This window comes from Pleurocapsa sp. PCC 7327 (assembly GCF_000317025.1).
In the GTDB taxonomy this organism is placed as follows: domain Bacteria; phylum Cyanobacteriota; class Cyanobacteriia; order Cyanobacteriales; family Microcystaceae; genus Hydrococcus.
This window is the reverse complement of the sequence record NC_019689.1, coordinates 878718-897647: the sequence shown is the minus strand read 5'-3', so window position 1 is coordinate 897647 and position 18930 is coordinate 878718. Positions and strand designations below refer to the sequence as shown.

At 45.7% G+C, this 18930-nt stretch carries 13 protein-coding genes; 5 read left to right on the top strand and 8 right to left on the bottom strand.

Going from position 1 to position 18930, the window contains the following annotated elements; all coding sequences use genetic code 11:
• Positions 1-35: 35 nt before the first annotated feature.
• Entirely contained in the window at positions 36-488 is a 453-nt protein-coding gene (locus PLE7327_RS03985) for an LpqB family beta-propeller domain-containing protein (protein ID WP_015142577.1), read from the bottom strand.
• Positions 489-756: 268 nt separating this feature from the next.
• Here PLE7327_RS03985 and PLE7327_RS03980 point away from each other — a divergent pair, with 268 nt between their 5' ends.
• Entirely contained in the window at positions 757-1470 is a 714-nt protein-coding gene (locus PLE7327_RS03980; RefSeq protein WP_015142576.1) for an SDR family oxidoreductase, read from the top strand.
• A 12-nt stretch (positions 1471-1482) separates the two neighbouring features.
• Here PLE7327_RS03980 and PLE7327_RS03975 read toward each other — a convergent pair whose 3' ends face one another.
• The 3 genes from PLE7327_RS03975 to PLE7327_RS03965 all read right to left on the bottom strand — a co-directional run bounded on the left by PLE7327_RS03975 (position 1483) and on the right by PLE7327_RS03965 (position 5513).
• Positions 1483-3729, bottom strand: a complete 2247-nt coding sequence (locus tag PLE7327_RS03975) for a PBP1A family penicillin-binding protein (RefSeq protein WP_015142575.1) — start codon at positions 3727-3729, stop codon at positions 1483-1485.
• A 205-nt stretch (positions 3730-3934) separates the two neighbouring features.
• Complete coding sequence (speD, locus tag PLE7327_RS03970; protein ID WP_015142574.1) at positions 3935-4333, bottom strand: adenosylmethionine decarboxylase; 399 nt, start codon at positions 4331-4333, stop codon at positions 3935-3937.
• Positions 4334-4508: 175 nt separating this feature from the next.
• Positions 4509-5513 (bottom strand): pentapeptide repeat-containing protein, encoded by a 1005-nt coding sequence (locus PLE7327_RS03965; protein WP_015142573.1) that lies wholly within the window; start codon positions 5511-5513, stop codon positions 4509-4511.
• Positions 5514-6451: 938 nt separating this feature from the next.
• On the opposite strand from PLE7327_RS03965, the gene PLE7327_RS26220 reads away from it, so the two are divergent.
• Complete coding sequence (locus PLE7327_RS26220; RefSeq protein ID WP_015142571.1) at positions 6452-8719, top strand: putative calcium-binding protein; 2268 nt, start codon at positions 6452-6454, stop codon at positions 8717-8719.
• A gap of 855 nt (positions 8720-9574) precedes the next feature.
• Positions 9575-10546 (top strand): solanesyl diphosphate synthase, encoded by a 972-nt coding sequence (sds, locus tag PLE7327_RS03950; protein WP_015142570.1) that lies wholly within the window; start codon positions 9575-9577, stop codon positions 10544-10546.
• A gap of 79 nt (positions 10547-10625) precedes the next feature.
• On the opposite strand, the gene PLE7327_RS03945 is transcribed toward sds, so the two are convergent.
• Together PLE7327_RS03945 and PLE7327_RS03935 are read right to left on the bottom strand one after the other, a co-directional pair.
• Positions 10626-12356, bottom strand: coding sequence for a diflavin flavoprotein (locus PLE7327_RS03945; RefSeq protein WP_015142569.1), 1731 nt, complete (start codon positions 12354-12356; stop codon positions 10626-10628).
• Positions 12357-12889: 533 nt separating this feature from the next.
• Complete coding sequence (locus PLE7327_RS03935; RefSeq protein WP_015142567.1) at positions 12890-14617, bottom strand: diflavin flavoprotein; 1728 nt, start codon at positions 14615-14617, stop codon at positions 12890-12892.
• Between the two features lie 295 nt (positions 14618-14912).
• Between PLE7327_RS03935 and PLE7327_RS03930 the strand changes: the two genes are divergently transcribed.
• Together PLE7327_RS03930 and PLE7327_RS03925 are read left to right on the top strand one after the other, a co-directional pair.
• A complete protein-coding gene (locus PLE7327_RS03930) occupies positions 14913-15158 on the top strand; it encodes a hypothetical protein (protein WP_015142566.1) in 246 nt (81 codons plus the stop codon).
• Between the two features lie 202 nt (positions 15159-15360).
• Entirely contained in the window at positions 15361-15825 is a 465-nt protein-coding gene (locus tag PLE7327_RS03925) for a DUF29 domain-containing protein (protein WP_015142565.1), read from the top strand.
• A 71-nt stretch (positions 15826-15896) separates the two neighbouring features.
• Here PLE7327_RS03925 and trpB read toward each other — a convergent pair whose 3' ends face one another.
• Both trpB and PLE7327_RS03915 read right to left on the bottom strand, forming a co-directional pair.
• Positions 15897-17150: a tryptophan synthase subunit beta gene (trpB, locus tag PLE7327_RS03920; RefSeq protein ID WP_015142564.1), complete on the bottom strand. Its 1254-nt coding sequence runs from the start codon at positions 17148-17150 to the stop codon at positions 15897-15899.
• Between the two features lie 368 nt (positions 17151-17518).
• The gene (locus tag PLE7327_RS03915) at positions 17519-18841 is read right to left on the bottom strand and encodes a DUF3747 domain-containing protein (protein ID WP_015142563.1); all 1323 of its coding nucleotides are present in this window, start codon (positions 18839-18841) and stop codon (positions 17519-17521) included.
• Positions 18842-18930: the final 89 nt, after the last annotated feature.

The window sequence follows — 18930 nt, the reverse complement described above, 5'->3', positions numbered from 1 at the left end:
AGTTCGGTAGAAATTGATACATCTAATTATTTTATTTAATCTATATTGCGCTCCACGATCGCGATATCCCACTGACCGAATTGACTGGTTTGAAACGCTACTTTTCGTCCGTCGCCGCTAATGGTTGGGTTGCTGACCGTTCCCCGCACGTTAGCGCTCAGTAGTTCCGCTCGTTGGGTTTTGCGATCGTAGACCATAATATCTGTCTTGCCCCGCTCGTTGGAAACGTAAGCAATGTAGCGTCCGTCAGCACTTAGGGCGGGACTATCTTGACTCGAATCGCCGCGATTTAAATTGGGCAAGGAAACGAGACGGCGCTGTTGCAAGTCGTACAGAAAGATATCGCGATTGCCGTTGCGATCCGATGAAAATGCTAAATATCGTCCATCGCTGCTATAAGCGGGCGATTCGTCGGGCGCTTGACTATTTAATCCTCCAGTAGGAATTTGAGGCGAAATCAAAAGGGCATTGCTACAGCCACTAACCATCGAGGTCAGTAATATAAGTAAAATTTTCAAGATGTTTGACGGTAGGAGAGTATGAGAACAGCAAATGGAGATCATAAGCTAATTTCAGGGTTCTAGGAACTTCAGTATATTGGCAGATTAGCCTATACTTTTACTACTGCTACTACTGCAAAATGCGATCGATGCGATCGCGAAACTTCATTAAAGCCATGCAGACCTATCCATCAATAGGAGCGCGTCAAGCAGCGGATTAGTTGAAAAAAAACTTTATAAAGTTAGGAAAGCGGCTATGAGGGCAAAAAAAGTTGCGATCGTTACGGCGGCAAGTCGCGGAATTGGAGCGGGTTGTGCGCGAGAATTAGCAACGCGGGACTACGCCGTTTCGCTCATGGCGCGATCGCCCGATATTTTAAATCTAGCCAATGAGTTGGGCGGCATCGCCACTCAAGGATCGATCGCCAACCCCCAAGATTTGCAACGATTAGTTGAGACAACGCTGGCTCGATTTGGTCGCATTGATGCTGTAGTAAATAGTTTTGGCGATCCGCCGCGACCAGATTTGCTCTCGATTTCTGATGAAATGTGGCAGGCAAATTTTGAAATGCTATTTTTGAGCGTCGTTCGCATAGCAAGACTGGTAACAGAACCCATGCGACAGGCAGGAGGCGGCGCGATCGTCAATATTTCAGCTTCTGACTCCCACGAACCAGCACTGGGAACCCCTTTTAGCGGAACCCTCCGCGCTGCCATGGAAGGATTTACCAAACTGTATGCCAGGCGCTACAGATCTGACAAAATTCGCATGATTTCTGTAGCGCCTTTTTTCGTAGCCGATTCGATGGAAGAGTTGGAAGGATGGAATGTTCCGACCGATCTTATGTTTGGTCGCCCAGCTACCTATGCCGAGTTTGCCAAAACGGTGGCTTTTCTGCTTTCTGATGATGCCAAATTCGTCACTGGCACAACCCTTAAGGTTGACGAAGCCTATTCCGCCGCAATTTAATCTCGCGCTCGTTCATTGCGCTACCTCTCTCATATAGTCACCCCACAGGGCAGCAGCTTGAGCGCTACTGCCCTGCGTCGGAGAATTATTGTCATTGCCCAGCCAAACTCCCGTCACCAGATCGCGTCTGGGAACGTAACCGATAAACCAGAGATCGACGGAATCATTTGTCGTGCCTGTTTTTCCAACTTCCCCCAAACCAATGCGGGCTGCTTTACCCGTTCCACCTCGAACGACTCCTCGCAAGAGATCGGTCATCGTATCGGCGACGGCAGGCGCGATCGCTTGCCTGCTGGCGGTATTATCCTTCTCAAAAGCATAAATCTCGCGGCAAGTATCGAGATCGTCAGCATCCTTGCAATCGCTTCCATCGAGAATTCGTTTGATGGCATGGGGACGATTCCAGACTCCTCGATTGGCAAAGGTGGCGTAAGCGCCAGTAATTTCTAAAACGTTGACTTCGCTTTGCCCCAAGACTAACCCCGGCACTGGATTGAGTTTGGATTTAATGCCCAGGCGACGTGCCATCTCTTCTACCCGATCCAAACCAACCTCCCTAGCTACTCGTAGGGCAACGGCATTTTCTGACTGTGCTAGGGCGCGATACATGTCGATATCGCCGCTACTGCGTTCGCAGGGCTTAAACCGTTGTCCCTGCCAACTGACGGCATCGCACGAGTAGGTTTTCTGGGGAGAGATGCCTTGTTCTAGGGCTGCTGCATAGGCAAATACTTTAAAGGTCGAGCCGGGTTGCCGCTGTGCCTGAGTCGCTCGATTGAACTGGCTTTCTTTGTAATTTACGCCGCCTGTGAGGGCGAGAACGGCTCCGGTACGAGTATCGATGGTAACGATCGCGCCTTGAGAATAATTCAAGCTTGCTCCATTGGCGTTCACGGCATTGCGCAGGGCTTTTTCAGCATCCGCTTGCATGTCCAAATCCAGGGCGGTTTCGACAATAAAATTCCCTTCTTTGGCTAATTCTTCTCCCAGCAGCATACGAAGTTCTTCAAAGACGTAGCTGTAGTAATAGGGAGCAATGATACTGGAGAGCGCTTCTGTCGCTTTAGGACTGACTTCAATGCGCGATCGCCTTGCTCTATCCGCCTCCTCTGCGCTCACCATTCCCAAGCTTGCCATGCGGCTAATCACCCGGTTGCGCAGTTGTAAAGCTGTATCGTAATTCTGCACCGGATTGTAACTATTCGGGGCAGGTAACATCGCTACCAAAGTCGCCGCTTCCGCCAGGGTTAAATCTTGGGCAGATTTCTCGAAGTAAAACCGCGCCGCATCTTCAAATCCATAGCTTCCCGCCCCAAGATAGACTCGATTGAGATAGGTTTTCAACAACTCGTTTTTGCTGTAAACAGCTTCCAGTTTCAGGGCAACTACCATCTCTCGCAGCTTCCGTCCCGCCGTATTCTCTCGCCCAACCTCGGAAAATAGGCTTCGTGCCAATTGTTGCGTGAGCGTACTAGCTCCTTGACGAATTCCCTGTCCGCGCAAATTAACGATCGCTGCTCGCAAAATTCCGTAAGGGTCGATGCCAATGTGCCAGTAGTAGCGGCTGTCTTCTGAGGCAATGACTGCCTTGGGCAAATAGGGCGAAAAGTCGGATAAATTTTCCAGTTCTCGGTGAGTATTCTGTTGAACGGGACTTAGGGGCGTTTGTTCGTCTCCGGCATAGATGACCACCGGACCCGTTATTCCCGATGGCAGGGGACGGACGGGAATTTTTGTCCATTCAATTCCGATCCATAGCGCCAATACCCCGCAAATTCCCCCAGTTCCGTAAAGAAAGTAGCGAAATCCTTTCACCCAAATTGGCGGCGGATTGTAGTATTTAATTTGAACGGCGGCGGCGAGTTCTGGCGGACCGAGACTAATCCTATCGCCGTGATAAAGAGAGTGCGATCGCAGTTTGCGCCTGCCGAGATAGATGCCGTTGGTTGACTGCTCGTCTTTAAGGATAAAAGAGCGGGGATTTTTGCGATCGCGATGCAGCGAGCAATGAACGTGGCTGACGATTGGGTTGCGCACTACGATATCGCTAGCTCTCGAACTTCGTCCCAAGGTATAGCGATCGCCCACTAGCGGCAATTTTTCGGGTTTATCTGCATTGCCATCCCAGATCCACAACTCCGGTACTTTGGCTCCTTTCTTGAGGACACCCGTTCTTACCTTTGCCTGGATTTTTTGTACTGCCTGAGTCAACATCCGACTCAGTTGGGTTTGTGACTGTGGCGGCGGATTCTTGGTCATCGGCGATCGCTCGGACTGGCATACTTACATATCTACATTAAACCAACCATCAAATCCTTGAAGGGGAAAGTTGCTAGATTGATGGGGTTTTCTCCTGATTCCTCTCATCAATAACAAACCCGCCCCTACTGCGATAACGATCTGGGGCGGGCTAGATTTTTTTAGTTAACAGCAAGCAGAGATAACTCCTCTGACTATCTACAAATTAAGCAACACCTTGAAAAACTTCTTCTTCTTGGTGTTGCATCATACTAGGCGACATAGGAAACCCTCGTTCAATTTCTTGAACTTTAATTTGCTTGGCTTGAAGCGCTGTTTGCAAAATTTTCATTGCTTCTATTGGCTTACCCCGTCCGCAGAAAAAGAAATCCGCTGCGAAATAGCCGTGCTCTGGCCAGGTATGGATAGCAATGTGTGACTCTGCAAGCGTTGCAGTTGCCGTGACACCATGAGGACTAAACTGATGCACGCACATATCGATCAACGTTGCTTCTCCGGCGGCAATCCCGTCCATCAGAGCTTGACGAATTCGTTCGGCATCGTTGAGAAGGTCCGCTGGTGCTTGCCAAGCTTCCAGAATCAGATGGGTCCCCAGTTTTTTCATTCTTTCTATGTTTACTCCTGCTAAAACCTTCCAAGATATATAGGTATAGCATAGCAAGGTTACAATCTCAATGGCTATCCGTATTTTTGTTGAAAACAACGCAATTAGGGAAATTACTTAGGTAATCTCCCCGATACTTGCACTCACTAATAATCTATTTTATTTGTTCGCAAAGTCAATCCCAACACAATTCGCTTTGACTTCCATTGGGTAGGATCGTTTCTTCCAGAGAAGCCGCCATCAAATTGGCTTCGGAGAGTTGAGCGCCAATCAAATTAGCTTGATGCAAATTTGCCCGACTTAAATTTGCGCCTGTTAGATGAGTCAATAACAAACCTGCATTGGCTAGGTTTGCCCCACACAGATCGGCATTGCCCAGGTTAGCATTGAGTAAGTTACATCCATTGAGATCGGCATGGGTTAGATTGGCTTGCTGAAGATCTGCACGGCTTAAGTCGGCTCCTTGCAAATAAGCTCGATTCAAATTCGCTCCAGCCAGATTTGCCCCCGTTAGAATCGCGCCCTCTAAATTTGCACTTTGCAGATTTGCCCCCCTCAAGTCAGCCGATCGCAGATCGGCAAAACTCAGATCTGCTTTCTCTAGATTAGCGTCTCTGAGATTCGCTCGATGCAAATAAGCGCGGATCAACGTTGCTTTCCTTAAATTGGCTTCGCTGAGGTTGGCTTCAGTCAAAATGGCACGGGTTAAAATAGCCTCGCGTAGGTTTGCCTGACGCAGCATCGCGCTGGTAAGGCTAGCCCCGGTAAAATTGGCTGATTTCAGCTTTGCCCTGAACAGTTGTGCCTGAACTAAACTGCTACCGACTAAACATGCTCTACTCAAATCGACTTTTCTTAAAATCGTACCGCTCAATATCGCTCCGCTTAAATCTGCTTGAATCAAGAATGCTTCTGTCAAATTTGCTCCTGACAAATTCGCCTCTATCAGTTTAGCTCGGCATAAATTAGCTTGCTGTAAATCTGCATTGCTGAAATTCGAGCTAATGAATTGCCCACCTTTTAAATTGCCTTGTTGGAAATCTGCCTGCCTAAAATTGGTGCGATTGAGATGGGCAGTCTTAAAGTTGGCTTGGAGGATTTGTACGCCTTGAAAATTGCGTTCGCCTTTTTGATATCGACTCAAAAGTTGCTTGACATCTAGCAGTTGCTTGGTACTCATAAAAAATTGCTAAGTTTTCTGGAATAGGAACTTCCAGGCTTTCCATTGCTTTTTTCTAGTTAAATTTCAATGGAATTGCGAGGACAGTTTAATCTATTTGCCCTAATTAAAAATTGGTTCGGTTTAGATCGTCCAAACTTTCTAGTTAGAAACAATCTTGTTCCGAAAATTTTGCCTGTTACTTCTTCTAATGCTAAGGAGACAGAGTGGCGTTAAAATAACCAAAAACTGGTTGTGTCCAAACCTATAAATCTGGAACTTTTCCCCAACCAGGTCTGGGCATCAGACTAGAGAAATCTTGTTTGTCGCCTCTTTCAATATAATCTACGGCTCTTCCGAAGACGTTGCTCGGTAACATACGTTTATATAGCGCTTACATACTGCTATAACATAAATTTTAGTAAAAGTAAAGTTTCTAATGACAGAGTAATTCTGTCGGTTACGCTCGCTACAGAAAGGTTTTGCTGGCTGAGATTGTCGATGAGTTTGGACGGTTGCGATCGCAAGCCATGCAACTCTAGCAACTCTAAAATAATTATTAACGGTTCAAGCAGCGATCGCGAAGCTTATTTGTTGTCTTTATATAGCAATTATATCCTCAACTTTCCAAAATAACTTTTTAGCTATTTAACGTCAAGATTTCCAAGATAATTTTAGATTTCTAAATCTGCTCTTGAATTATAGTGCTTGCGATCGCCTTCCAATTCCCAGGCTCTAGCTTTTGTAACTTTGATTTTCATTTTGTATTGTCGCAAACGCTTTTCATTTTGACCTCAATATCGTAAGCTTTTAGAAGCTTATACTTCTCGGTCAGTTATGCTTACATAACCATGTTCTTGGAGAAGTACTGATAACAATTAAATCGAACATTACTTTAAGACAAGCTCGAAAGATGACCTCATCTTTCTACTGTTGTTCTGTTTATAATTCGATCCATCATGTCTAATAACAATCGCCTCTCACGCTCGCTTTCCTTAGAAGACAACCAAGAGACAACTACACTTTTAAAACGTCGTTCCGATGAGATTGAAGCTGAGAAAGATACCAGCTCGAAGGTTCAAGAGAAGACAGATAATAACTCCGATGCTCTCATTAATTCGGGAAACACTTCCAGTTCCAAACCCAATAACTCTGCTCGCGATCCAAAACTAGCAAACAGTGAAACCCTAGCAGGAGAAAAATCATCGCCACAAGAAACTCAACCCATATCTGTCGCTTCTACTGAGAATGGAGCGAATTCTTTAGTCGTTACAAATACCAATGATAGTGGCGCTGGGTCTTTAAGAGAAGCACTCGAAAATGCAAAATCGGGAGATACGATTAGATTTGCTGCCGAGCTAGCGAATAAAACAATTACCCTCAATCGCGAACTTTCGATTCCCACGGGCAAAAACTTAATCATAGACGGACAAGGCGCCTCTAATTTGACGATAAGTGGGAATAACCAAACTCGCATATTCTATCTCAATTCCACTTCTGCAACGCCAACCGACTTGACCATCAAAAACCTTACGCTTGCTAATGGCTCTACCAGCGATCGCGGTGGAGCCATTAGTACCACTCACCAAGGAAGCGTAATCGTAGAAAATGTTGACTTCATCAACAATAATGCCAACCTTGGAGGAGGAGCGATTTTTATCGCTTATGAAGGCAATCTAACGGTCAAGGGCAGTCGATTTGAAGGCAATAAAGCGACAGCAGGCAACGATGAAAGAGGCGCGGGGGCAATCGCCTTTTGGGGTCCCAATAACTTGACCGTCACCGATAGTGCCTTTATCGGTAATGAAGGCATTAATGGCGCGGCTATCAACAGCCTGAACGGCAACATGACTGTTAAAAATAGTCAATTTATCAATAACAAAACAACGGCAGCTTCTTACGATTCAGGCAACCCCAATCCATTTTTGAGAGGCTATGGTGGAGCTATTTTTGCCGATCGCGCCAGTGCGAGAGATGGCGCAGGCGGTGCAATTGAGATTAGCAATAGCACCTTTAAAAACAATCAAGGCAGAGGCGAAGGCGGTGCCGCATATTTATATACAGGCGGACAAGATCGAGTCAGCATCACCAGAAGCGTCTTTGAGAACAACCATGTCCTAGCGCTACCCAATGGGGGAAATGGGGGAAATGGCGGCGGTGTCGTGGTGATGAGTAATGAGGTCAATCGAGGATTGACGATTACTGACAGCAGTTTTGCTGGTAATAAAGCTGCTGGTCAAGGGGGTGGATTGTGGATGATGAACTCCCCGACGCAAATCAATAACGTTACTTTTTCTGGCAACCGAGCCGAATCCCTCGAAAAGAGCGGTAATGGTGGGGCAATGGCGTTGTATGGCAAGACAGATATTGTCAATAGCACGATTGCTTACAATTACGCCGGATGGGTAGGCGGTGGGGTGTCGGCAGACAATTCGCCCGTGAGCGTCAAAAATACGATTTTTTATAAAAACACCGCCTCTAACGGTACGGAGGGTTGGGGGATTCAACAGCACACCAATCGGGCGCTAACCGACAATGGTAACAACATTCAATATCCCCCCAAACAAACGAAGAATTTCAACGATACCAACGCTACTGCGAATATTATCATTGCCGATCCAAAATTAGGATCTTTGCAAGAAAGTAATGGTTTATTAGTACATTCAGTGCCTTCAGATAGTCCGGCTGCCGGACTAGGTGCGAGTAGTGGAGCGTCTACTGCCAGTGCAACGCCTACGCCTAGCTCTACTGATGGAGATGGGAGTAACGCTGCGATTGATGGTAATAAATCCACTGTTGCTTCCAATCCAGACCCCTTACAAGAGAGAGCAAGTAACGACAGTCTCTCTGGTGGAGCGAACAATGACATATTAGTCGGCGGTATGGGTAGCGACACTCTTACTGGCGGTGCGGGCGCGGATCGTTTCGTCTTCCAGTCTGCCAAGGAAGGGATCGATCGCATTACTGATTTTTCTACTGCTGACGATACGATTCTCGTCTCTGCTGCTGGTTTCGGTGGCGGACTGACGGCTGATGCTACGCTAGCAGCATCTCAGTTTACTGTAGGGACGGCAGCGACTGATGCAGACGACCGATTTATTTACAACAATGCTGACGGCTCGTTATTCTTTGATAGCGATGGAACGGGATCTTCTGCCGAAGTCCAGATAGCGATCCTAAACGGCTTACCGTCTCTAACCAATACTGACATTACAGTTACGAGTTAATTGAGTTAGGTTTGGTTAAACTTCAATTGGCAATTGCCAATTGGCAATTGCCAATTGTTTTGGTCATTTGTTACTCAGGACAAATGACTAACAACTAATGACTAATGTCTCGCGAGGAGCTGGGCATAACTTTGTTAATTCGCTTTGCCAGCGCAAGTAAGATATAAATTGTCAACAAATAAGCGGCGGCGAGAAGCAAGACGATCGCAGGCATTTTTCCAGAATCAAGGATAAAAAAATACTAAAAGTTTTTGACTCCCTAGAGAGTCGGGGCAAAGAAACCCTGGCGCGGCTTTTTGACTTTATCAAACGTTCGCTCGACAATAAGAAGAGAAAGTCTGTCTCTCCTCACTGTTTTGGATTAGACTTCTTGCTTTAGAGCGGGTAAGGGGAAATGGGTAAGAGGGAAAGGGATATTTTTCCCTTTAGCCTTTCCAACAAGTATATTGTCGTGCCTAGTCTAAGGCTGGGCAAACTCTTAATAAGAGATGTTTGCCTTCCTTTTATAACTAATGAGAGCAACAAAGTGCTCTTTTTTCGCTCACAAAATGGCTATGGAAAAGATAGCAAAGCATCTACCCAATCTAAGCCTTTCCAAAGCTTTACAACAAATCTTGTGTCTAGCTTTGGAGCGAATAAGTTTTTTAAATTCTGAAATCTCTTAATAACTAGACTAACATACAAAGCCCGATTTGAAAGATTTTTTTTGGTGGCGATCGAGCCAGCCAAGAACGCTTGCGAGCGATCGCGACAAATTGAGAATCAAACAAAATTTTCTTGTCTGGGAAGCTTAGCTTAAAATAAATACAAGGATATGTAAACTTTCGTAACTATCTCGCCAAAACTGGCTAACCAATGATCTCAACAACTTCTTTATTTGCTCCCGTAGATAACGATCTGCGCCTTTTAACAGAAAATCTTAAAAAACTCGTGGGTGCTCGTCACGAACTTTTAGAAGCGGCTGCCGAACATTTGTTTGAAGCTGGGGGAAAGCGAATTAGACCTGCGATTGTCCTGCTGGTTGCGCGGGCTACCATGCTAGATCGAGATATTACGCTACGACATCGACGGTTGGCAGAGATCACGGAGATGATTCACACTGCCAGCCTAGTCCATGACGACATAATCGATGAAGCAGAACTCCGCCGTAACGTTCCCACGGTCAACAGTTTATTTGGCGATCGCGTTGCCGTCCTCGCCGGAGATTTCTTATTTGCCCAGTCTTCTTGGTATCTGGCTAATTTGGATAACTTGGAAGTGGTGAAACTCTTGTCGGAAGTGATTCGAGACTACGCAGAAGGAGAGATCCAGCAAGCAATGAATCGGTTTAATCCGAGTTTATCGATCGAAGCCTACTTAGAAAAAACTTATTATAAAACCGCCTCGTTAATGGCAAACAGCGCCAAGGCGGCGGGATTATTGAGCGAAGTTCCAGAAGCGGTAGCAGAACATTTATATTCATACGGTCGTTACATTGGTCTGGCTTTTCAAATCGTCGATGACATTTTAGACTTTACGACTGAGACGGAAATATTAGGAAAACCCGCAGGTTCGGATCTCATTAGCGGAAACCTGACGGCGCCAGCGCTGTATGCAATGGAAGCCAAGCCTTATTTAGAAGTCCTCATCAAACGAGAATTTAGCCAGGAGGGAGACATAGAACAAGCCCTCGCTTTAGTTAAAGAAGGCAATGGAATCGAACGGTCGAGAGAGTTAGCTGCTGATTATGCTAAGCTTGCCGTACAACAGCTCGATTGTCTCAAACCTTCTGAAGCTTCGCAGGCACTAGCAGACTTAGCAGATTATGTTCTGAGTCGTTTGTATTGAGCGATCGAAGCGCATCTACACTTGCGGAAGTTTTGCGACGTTTTAAGGCGGCGATTGCTCGCTGCGTCGCCAACTCATCTTAATAATGAGTTCCCGATTTGCGATGGTGAACGGCTGTAACTCCTTGGTGTAGAACTTTGCCTTTCTCTGCCACTGCGTAGACAACCCAGTGATCGCCGCATTCCATTCGGTTCTCAACGCGACATTCTAGGTAGGCAAGAGCATCTTTTAGGATAGGCGAACCATTGTCTGCTGCTTCTATTGGCAACCCGGCAAAGCGATCTTCGCCAGGAGTAAAAGGTTTGAGAAAGTGTTTCATCAACCCCAAATGATTGCCTTCCTGCAAAATATTGAGGACGAATCGATTACCGCTATGCAATAAAGATTCGATCGCGCGTTCCTTCGCCACTGCAATGGTTAATCCCGGCGGATTAAAGGTTGCTTGAGATACCCAAGACGCTAGCATTGCCCCGCTTAAATCTCCTTGCTGGCAAGTCACCACGCACAAAGAACCGACAATTCTTCCTAAAGCTTGTTCGGTTCTTGCCGATTCGGACTCGCTAACCGATGGTTTGGGTTTGCGGGATTTTGCGGCTTTTTTCACCGCTTGGGCAAAATCCGTTCCCGCTTCTTCACAGAATTTGAGGGTGACATCGGTGGGTTTAAATTTCACGCGAATGGTTTCAAATCCGAATCGATAACCCGCATCGCGGAATTTACTTTCTAATAGATCGATCGCTTCTCCACTCCAACCGTAAGATCCAAATACGCCTGCTAGTTTCGTTTTATCGGCATTGGCTAAAGTAATTCCCAGTGCTGTTTGAATTTGGGTAGGCGCATGACCGCCTAGAGTGGGAGAACCAAAAATAAATCCGGCGCATTTTTGGATGGCTGCTTTAATTTCTTCGGGTTCGGCGACTTCTGCGTTAATCGATTCTACTCCGACTCCTGCTTTAATGATGCCTTGCGCGATCGCCTGCCCCAGAGTAGCCGTATTTCCGTAGGCAGAAGCATAAATTAAGGCTACCGCGAGTTCTTGAGATCTTTGGGCACTCGTCCACTCTTTATAAGCTGCCTTCAATTCGGTCAATCCGTAGCGCACCAATGGTCCGTGGCCCGTGGCGTAGATTTTAGCAGGTTTGTCGCTGAGTTTTTCTAATGCCGTTGCGATGTGTTTGGCATAGGGTGCCATCAAGCAATCAAAGTAATAGCGTCGATCTTCGTCATAGACCTTCCATCCTTCATCAAATACCTGATCGCCGCAAACGTGCGCCCCAAAAAGTTTATCGGTAAAAAGGACTTGGGTTTTGGGGTCGTAGGTACATAATTGACCGGGGGAACGAGGATTGGGAGTGGGAATAAATTCCAGTTGATGCCCTTGTCCTAAATCGAGAATTTCCTCTCCCTTGACTACCTTAACGTTGTATTGTTGAATATTAAATTCGGGTTCCGAGAAAATGTTTTTGAGATTAATTGCAGCAGGATTAGAACAAATAAAGGTTATTTGTGGTGCAATTTCTAATAAGGCTTCTAAGGTAACGCAGCGATTGGGATTGACATGACCCAAAATGACGTAATCGATTGTTTTCGGATCGATCCGTTGCTGTAAGGCTTTGAGAAAAATATCTCTAAAAGATTCTCCAGGCGGATCGAATAGGGCAATTTTATCGGCTTGAATGAGATAGGAATTGGCGGTCGTTCCACGTTGTAAACCGTATTCTATCTCGAATTTGAGTCTATTCCAAGTGCGCGATCGCAATACGGTTGTTTGGGCAGCAATAGGGAATACTTGAACATCTCTTGGTTTCATATCTAGTTATTAGTATTATTTATCAGTTTTTATAGGTAATTTTTCTTTTTTTGATTTTAATCATGAGTATTGACTAGCTTTTTTTTTGACAATTTTTTTAAGGTTTGTTCGTATTGTTCTAACCTCAAATCTTGATGAAATGTCTTGTAAAATTCAAATTTCGATTCTCGATTGAAATTTATTTCAGCCTCTGAAAGAATTGCTCGATCTTTTCGATATTGTTTAAATGCTGATAGCGCAGCAATGGTAGTCATTCTTACAATAACAAGCAATCCATTGAGCCAACAATCAAACTCCGGTAATTCGATTTCTGAAAAGTTTTAGCTGTCTTCATTTTCTCCGAATCTACTTTTTTTGAAAGATTATTTTGCAAATATTCTGGTGCAAGTTCATAAAAGATCGCACCTAATATTAGCGGAAGTGTCAGAGGGAGAAAATAACTTTGAAGGCAAAGTTTTGTCTACTTCTCCCTTGTCTTCTGACATTTTTATAATCTTCTGCTTTAGGCAAAAACTACTCAATACACATTAATTTTAGTAGTAATTGCCCACCTTGCGATGGTGAACCGCAGTCAACGCATCGGAATTGGACACGCGCCCGTTGGTTACTTTGCTGTAGACAATCCAATGATCGCTACACTCCATACGACTGATGACTTCACATTCTAAATAAGCTAGAGCATTGGTTAGAATGGGAGAACCATTGGCAGCAAATTGGGTTTTAACTCCAGCAAAGCGATCGGCGCCTGGCGGAAATCGTTTAAGAAAATGCTTCATCAACGCTTGGTACTTGCCTTCTTCGAGGACGTTCAAGACAAATTTGTCTCCAACTTGCATTAATGACTCGATCGCGCGATCTTTCGCCACTGCAACCGTAAATCCTGGGGGTTCAAAACTCGCTTGTGCTACCCAAGAAGCCAACATCGCCCCGGAAAGGTTGCCTTTTTTAGCGGTGATGATATACAGTCCGCCGCTAATGCGTCCAATTGCTTTCTCTAATTCATTATCGATCGCTTTGAGTTGCTTGACTTTGAGATCGATCGATAGCGCTTGCCCTAAGTCGGTTCCCGATTCTTCGCACAATTGATAGATAGCTTCGCTAGGCGTATCTTTGATGCGAATTGAGGGGAAGGCTTTTGTCAAACCAGCCTCTCGAAACTTGGTTAAAAGCGGGTCGATGGGTTCATCGTCGCCGCCGTAGGATTCAAACATGCCGATGAATTGCTTGGGTTTGGCAGCTGCTAAAATTGTGCCGATACTCGTCGTGGTTTCTTTTAGATGGCTGCCTGAAAGAGGTGGCATGCCGATAACAATGCCAGCACAACGACCGACCAATTCTTGCACGTCTTGGGGTTCGGCAGATTTTAAATCCACCATTTCTACGGCGACACCCGTCTTGATAATTCCTCTGGCAATCGCTTGCGAAATGCGATCGCTATAGCCATAGTCAGAGACATAAAAGACGGCGACTGTCTTCTCGGCTTTACTTTGCCCTTCACTCCAGGTGCGATAGCGTCCGATTAACTCGTCTACGTTATAGCGCAATAGAGGACCGTGACCGTTAGCTACCATTGTAACTCCCGCTAAGGACTCCATCCGTTTTAGGGCAGATAGAACGGATCTGGCATTGGGAGCCATTAGACATTCATAATAAAAACGATAATCCGGTTCTATTGCTTTTAAGTCCTCATCGAAGAGACTGTCGGAACAATAGTGCATTCCAAAGACATCGCAGGTAAATAATAACTGCGTGGCGCGATCGTAGGTCAAAATGGTATCGGGCCAGTGAAGGTTGGGCGCGCTGACAAATTCGAGAACGTGACCTTTTCCTAAGTCGAGAGTGTCGCCGCTTTTTACCAATTGCCGTTGGAAAGGCTGATGAACGAAATCTTCTAGAAATTGAATGGCCACTTTCGATCCGACAACAGTCACTTGAGGGGCAAGTTGCAAGATATCTTTGACTAAGCCACTATGATCGGGTTCGGTGTGGCTGATAACTAGGTAATCAATCGTTTTGGGATCGATTAATCCTGTCAGAGTATCTAAATATAATTGGCGGAATTTTTCGTGGGAGGTATCGACTAAGGCTAGCTTTTCGCCCTGAATGATATAAGAGTTATAAGTCGTACCATTTTGTAAACCGAATTCGATATCGAAGCGATCGCGATCCCAATCTAGGGAACGAATGGCTGTGGTGTTTGCCGCGATCTCGGCGGTTTGCATCGTCAGCCGCTTTTCTGCTTTTACGGGCGTTGCGACCATCAACCTTCTCCTTTACGCTTTTTTATATTGTTTTTATTTTGACACAGTCACTTTGTAACGGTTTATTAAGAAACTTATCTAAAATTGACTATAAGCTAAGAATTGCTTAAGAAAGAATCGATAAATTTTGTTATTATTAAAATTCTAAAACAGCGATCGCGCTCACAAGACATTGTTGGCTACATCAAGCTTCGGATTGGATAATATCACGCGCTGCGATCGTTTATCTCACAGGCGAGCTTTAGAAAAACCTTGACGATAGAAAATGTAAGTTCGCTGCTGTGGATCGATAAAGATGTTACCTACATTCAATGCCGACAAAAATCTAGAAACCGCCCTCTTAAAATTGCTGGAACGCTATAGCTTAGAAGATATCGTCGAAACGCTCTACGGTTATACCGATATGCAAGCAGAATTAGCAAAAATCTTACAGCAAGACCAAGCGGCAGCTAATTGGGATCGTCAAGCCGACGCGCTGAACGTTGCTTGTGAAATGCTCCATGAAATATACGACGATGAACTTGACTATCTAATTGACTAAAATTCGATATGCGATCGCTTTGCTTATATCTGGCAATTCTAGACTAAGGTGTAAGCATCCGCTTGAAAGGTCTATTTGCTAGCGTTGTCCAGAAGCATTTTAGAGAGTCCGAAATGCCGAAGAGCCAGACATAAATTAGACAAAAAAAGTCGGACCGTTCCTCTATGAGGATGTTGCGCTTTGAGCGAAAAAGGAGAGAAAGATGGCTAATCCTCAGACAACAACAGATGAAACCACTAAATCTTTATACGATCGAGACTTTTTGATGTGGCTAGAAACCACGGCTCAACTCTTACGACAGAAGAAGTTTGAACAATTAGATTTAGACAACTTAATTGAAGAAATAGAAAGCAGGGCAAGGAGCGAGAAACGAGAGCTATACAATCGTTTGACTCTTTTGCTGACGTATTTACTCAAATGGAAGTATCAGCCCGATAAACGCTCCAATAGCTGGATTTCTACGATTAGAGAGCAAAGAAGACAGATTGGCTCGCTTCTAGCTGACAGTCCTTCACTAAAAAATAGAATAGAGGAAATTTTTAATACTTGCTATCAAGATGCAGTAGAAGATGCATCTCTTGAAACGGGATTGAGCAAAGATATTTTTCTAGAACGTTGTCCTTTTTCACTGGCAAATATCTTTGCTCCAAATTTTTTGCCCGACTAGAACAAGTAAAAAGAAGGAGTTTTTCCAACGCGCGCGATTGCTTTCTTGAAGATGTTGGGACGCTTTTAGTGCTAAATATCCACAGAATTGCTGAGATACTTGGCCACGGTTTGTACGTCCTTGTCCCCTCGTCCCGAACAGTTAATGACAATTCGAGGACTGCCTTCGAGTTGAGGGCAGAGCGTTTCTAAATAGGCAAAAGCATGAGCGGTTTCTAGCGCCGGAATAATTCCTTCTAACTGGGATACTCGCTGGAATGCCTCTATTGCTTCTTTGTCAGTGACGCTGTAATATTCAGCGCGATCGCTATCTTTTAGATAACTATGTTCGGGTCCGACTCCGGGATAATCCAATCCCGCGCTGATAGAATGCGCTTCTAAGACCTGACCTTCATTATCCTGCAACAGATAACTCATCGCCCCGTGCAAAACTCCAGGACGACCGTGAGTTAAGGTTGCTGCATGTTTTCCCGACGCGATCCCTTCTCCTGCTGCTTCCACACCAATCAATCGCACTGAAGGTTCCTTAATAAATTCATGAAACAATCCCATTGCATTGGAACCGCCACCCACGCAAGCAATCAGAATATCTGGCAAACCGCCCCATTTCTCTTGTGCTTGGATGCGAGTTTCTTGCCCGATGACGGCATGGAAATCCCGCACCATCATCGGATAGGGATGCGGTCCGGCAACAGAACCGAGGATGTAATGAGTGGTTTCTACATTCGTCACCCAGTCTCTGATCGCTTCAGAAGTCGCATCTTTAAGGGTTCCCGTTCCCGCTTCGACTGGTGCCACTTTTGCCCCTAGCAAGTTCATCCGAAAGACGTTCAATTTCTGCCTCTCCATATCGCGAACGCCCATGTAAATAATGCATTCAAGACCAAAGCGGGCGCACACAGTAGCTGTAGCGACTCCATGTTGACCCGCGCCCGTTTCGGCAATGATACGCTTTTTGCCCATGCGTTTGGCTAGTAGGACTTGAGCGAGGGCATTATTGATTTTATGAGCGCCCGTATGGTTTAAATCTTCTCGTTTGAGATAGATTTGCGCTCCACTGCCATCGGGTTTAGCATAATGGGCAGTAAGGCGTTCGGCAAAATACAAAGGGCTGGGTCTGCCTACATAATCTCGCAGAAGTTGTTGCAGTTCCTGCTGAAAATCGGGGTCGTCTTTGTAGCGGGCGTAAGCGGTTTCTAGTTCGCTCAGGGCAGGCATTAAAGTTTCGGGAACGTATTTACCGCCATAGCAACCGAACCGTCCAAATGGATCTGGATATTGAATTTCGGTATTCGCTTGGGATGAAGAGATAGGAGTAGTAGTCACGATAAGGGCAGAATAACCAATATAGAGGTTATTATAAAACGTTCTCTGCGGTATGTGGTTGAGCCGATGAAACGCGGTGACATTTTTGCAATCCGAGGAGTTGCCGCCACCTGCGGACGGCAAGGCCCTTTCATATTGTCTGCGAAGCGTACTGAGCTAAGCGCGAAGTCAGCGATGTTCTATCGCTGCCTCATATTTAAAGTCGTCTAAAGACGACTAGATTAATGTCAGTTCGAGATAAGACCATTTAGATGTTTCAGTCAATTGAATGCACTTTATCTATAGATTCCGGGAAATTAATTTCGGGGGCGGCTAATGCAACTGCTACAAGATTTCAGTCAGGTGGAGTGGTTTGAGCGGATTGGATATTATTCTAGAATTAATCCATCTAGCCCTACATTTTTCACGCTTTGCAATACTCTATCGGCACTGTCCCAGGTTTTAAAAACGCCTACTTGCCACATAGCTCGTCCCTGATAAACAGTCCGAAAAGCATCGGGATAAAGCGATCGCAGTTGCTTTTGTTGGCTGCTATCGGATGCCTCCACTAGCACCCGATAGTTGCTAGAACTCGGAACCTCGGATCTGGCAGCAACATTGGCGTTACTCGCCCCAGGAAGGGGGCGCGGAGTAACTGCGATCGCGTCGGAGAGAGTTCTTTCCGAATTCGCTCTCGTACTGGCAGTCGGTTGCGGCACGACTTGAGAGCTATTTATCTGTGGGGGAACTGGAAGGGGAGAAGACTCTTCGGAGGACGGAGAAGCAGCGTTGGCTGCGGGAGGATTTGGCGTCCGTCCCGAAGGAATAGAAGGAGGAGGGGGGAGAGAAGAGGAAGAACGAGAAGATGAGGGGACGGGGAGACGGGGAGAAGATGGAGAAGAAGGAGGGATGGAATTTCCGGCTGTAAATCGGATTTCTTTACCCGTGTTGGTAGCAGGCACATTCGTGTCGGTGCGATCGCGGTTGATGGCATTGGGTGGAACGGGCAAAGAACGACTAGTCTCTCTACTAGAACGACTAGAGATGCTCGTATCAGTGCGATCGCTATTTATAGCATTGGGCTGAGAGCGCGTTCGATTTTCTGCGGGGGGGAGAATAGCCGTAGCGGTCGCGGAACTAGCGGGAGAATTCATGGCAGTGCGATCGCCGCTAAAATAGACGTGACCGAGTACTTTGCCCTGATAGGCGCGTTTGCTGAATCGCCAACCCGCATTGAGGTGGATTTTGAGAAAACCCCGTTGCAGCCCATAGGTTCTACCGATAACAATATCTCGCTGACTGGGATTGGTTCGCGAAGTTCCCACTAGAAAGAGTTCTCCGTTGCGCTCCACGATTCTGAGCAGATAATCTAAGCCAAAATCTCGACCGTCAACGCGAATTGAGTAGCCGTTGCTATCGGTGCTGCGGTTGCAATGTCCGGTAAAGTCAAACTCGAGCAACAATGGCTCAACAATTGTCGGTCTGGAGCCACTTTCACTCCAACAGGGTTTTTTCCCTGGGATCTGTTCGATGACTAGGAGATCGTATTTATTCGTCCCATAAGGTCTGGCTATAGCAATAATTTGATTTTGATCGATTTCTTGTTCGTCGAAGGTAACTGCTGCTTTAACGGGATTGTCGATCGCGACGTTTGTCAAGGTTGCTGTGGCTAAAACTGCCAATATTTTAGTAAGAGTGAGTGAGAGTCTCATAGGGTCTAACGGTCTGACGTTTATTTAAGTTGGATGGAAAGTTCCGTTAATTAGACGAGAGTTATGGTTTTTTGTTTACCACAATTTTG

Coding starts and splice junctions, on each gene's coding strand:
- PLE7327_RS03985 (WP_015142577.1), bottom strand. CDS start 488: ATGGTTAGTGGCTGTAGCAATGCCCTTTTGATTTCGCCTCAAATTCCT.
- PLE7327_RS03980 (WP_015142576.1), top strand. CDS start 757: ATGAGGGCAAAAAAAGTTGCGATCGTTACGGCGGCAAGTCGCGGAATT.
- PLE7327_RS03975 (WP_015142575.1), bottom strand. CDS start 3,729: ATGACCAAGAATCCGCCGCCACAGTCACAAACCCAACTGAGTCGGATG.
- speD (WP_015142574.1), bottom strand. CDS start 4,333: ATGAAAAAACTGGGGACCCATCTGATTCTGGAAGCTTGGCAAGCACCA.
- PLE7327_RS03965 (WP_015142573.1), bottom strand. CDS start 5,513: ATGAGTACCAAGCAACTGCTAGATGTCAAGCAACTTTTGAGTCGATAT.
- PLE7327_RS26220 (WP_015142571.1), top strand. CDS start 6,452: ATGTCTAATAACAATCGCCTCTCACGCTCGCTTTCCTTAGAAGACAAC.
- sds (WP_015142570.1), top strand. CDS start 9,575: ATGATCTCAACAACTTCTTTATTTGCTCCCGTAGATAACGATCTGCGC.
- PLE7327_RS03945 (WP_015142569.1), bottom strand. CDS start 12,356: ATGAAACCAAGAGATGTTCAAGTATTCCCTATTGCTGCCCAAACAACC.
- PLE7327_RS03935 (WP_015142567.1), bottom strand. CDS start 14,617: ATGGTCGCAACGCCCGTAAAAGCAGAAAAGCGGCTGACGATGCAAACC.
- PLE7327_RS03930 (WP_015142566.1), top strand. CDS start 14,913: ATGTTACCTACATTCAATGCCGACAAAAATCTAGAAACCGCCCTCTTA.
- PLE7327_RS03925 (WP_015142565.1), top strand. CDS start 15,361: ATGGCTAATCCTCAGACAACAACAGATGAAACCACTAAATCTTTATAC.
- PLE7327_RS03915 (WP_015142563.1), bottom strand. CDS start 18,841: ATGAGACTCTCACTCACTCTTACTAAAATATTGGCAGTTTTAGCCACA.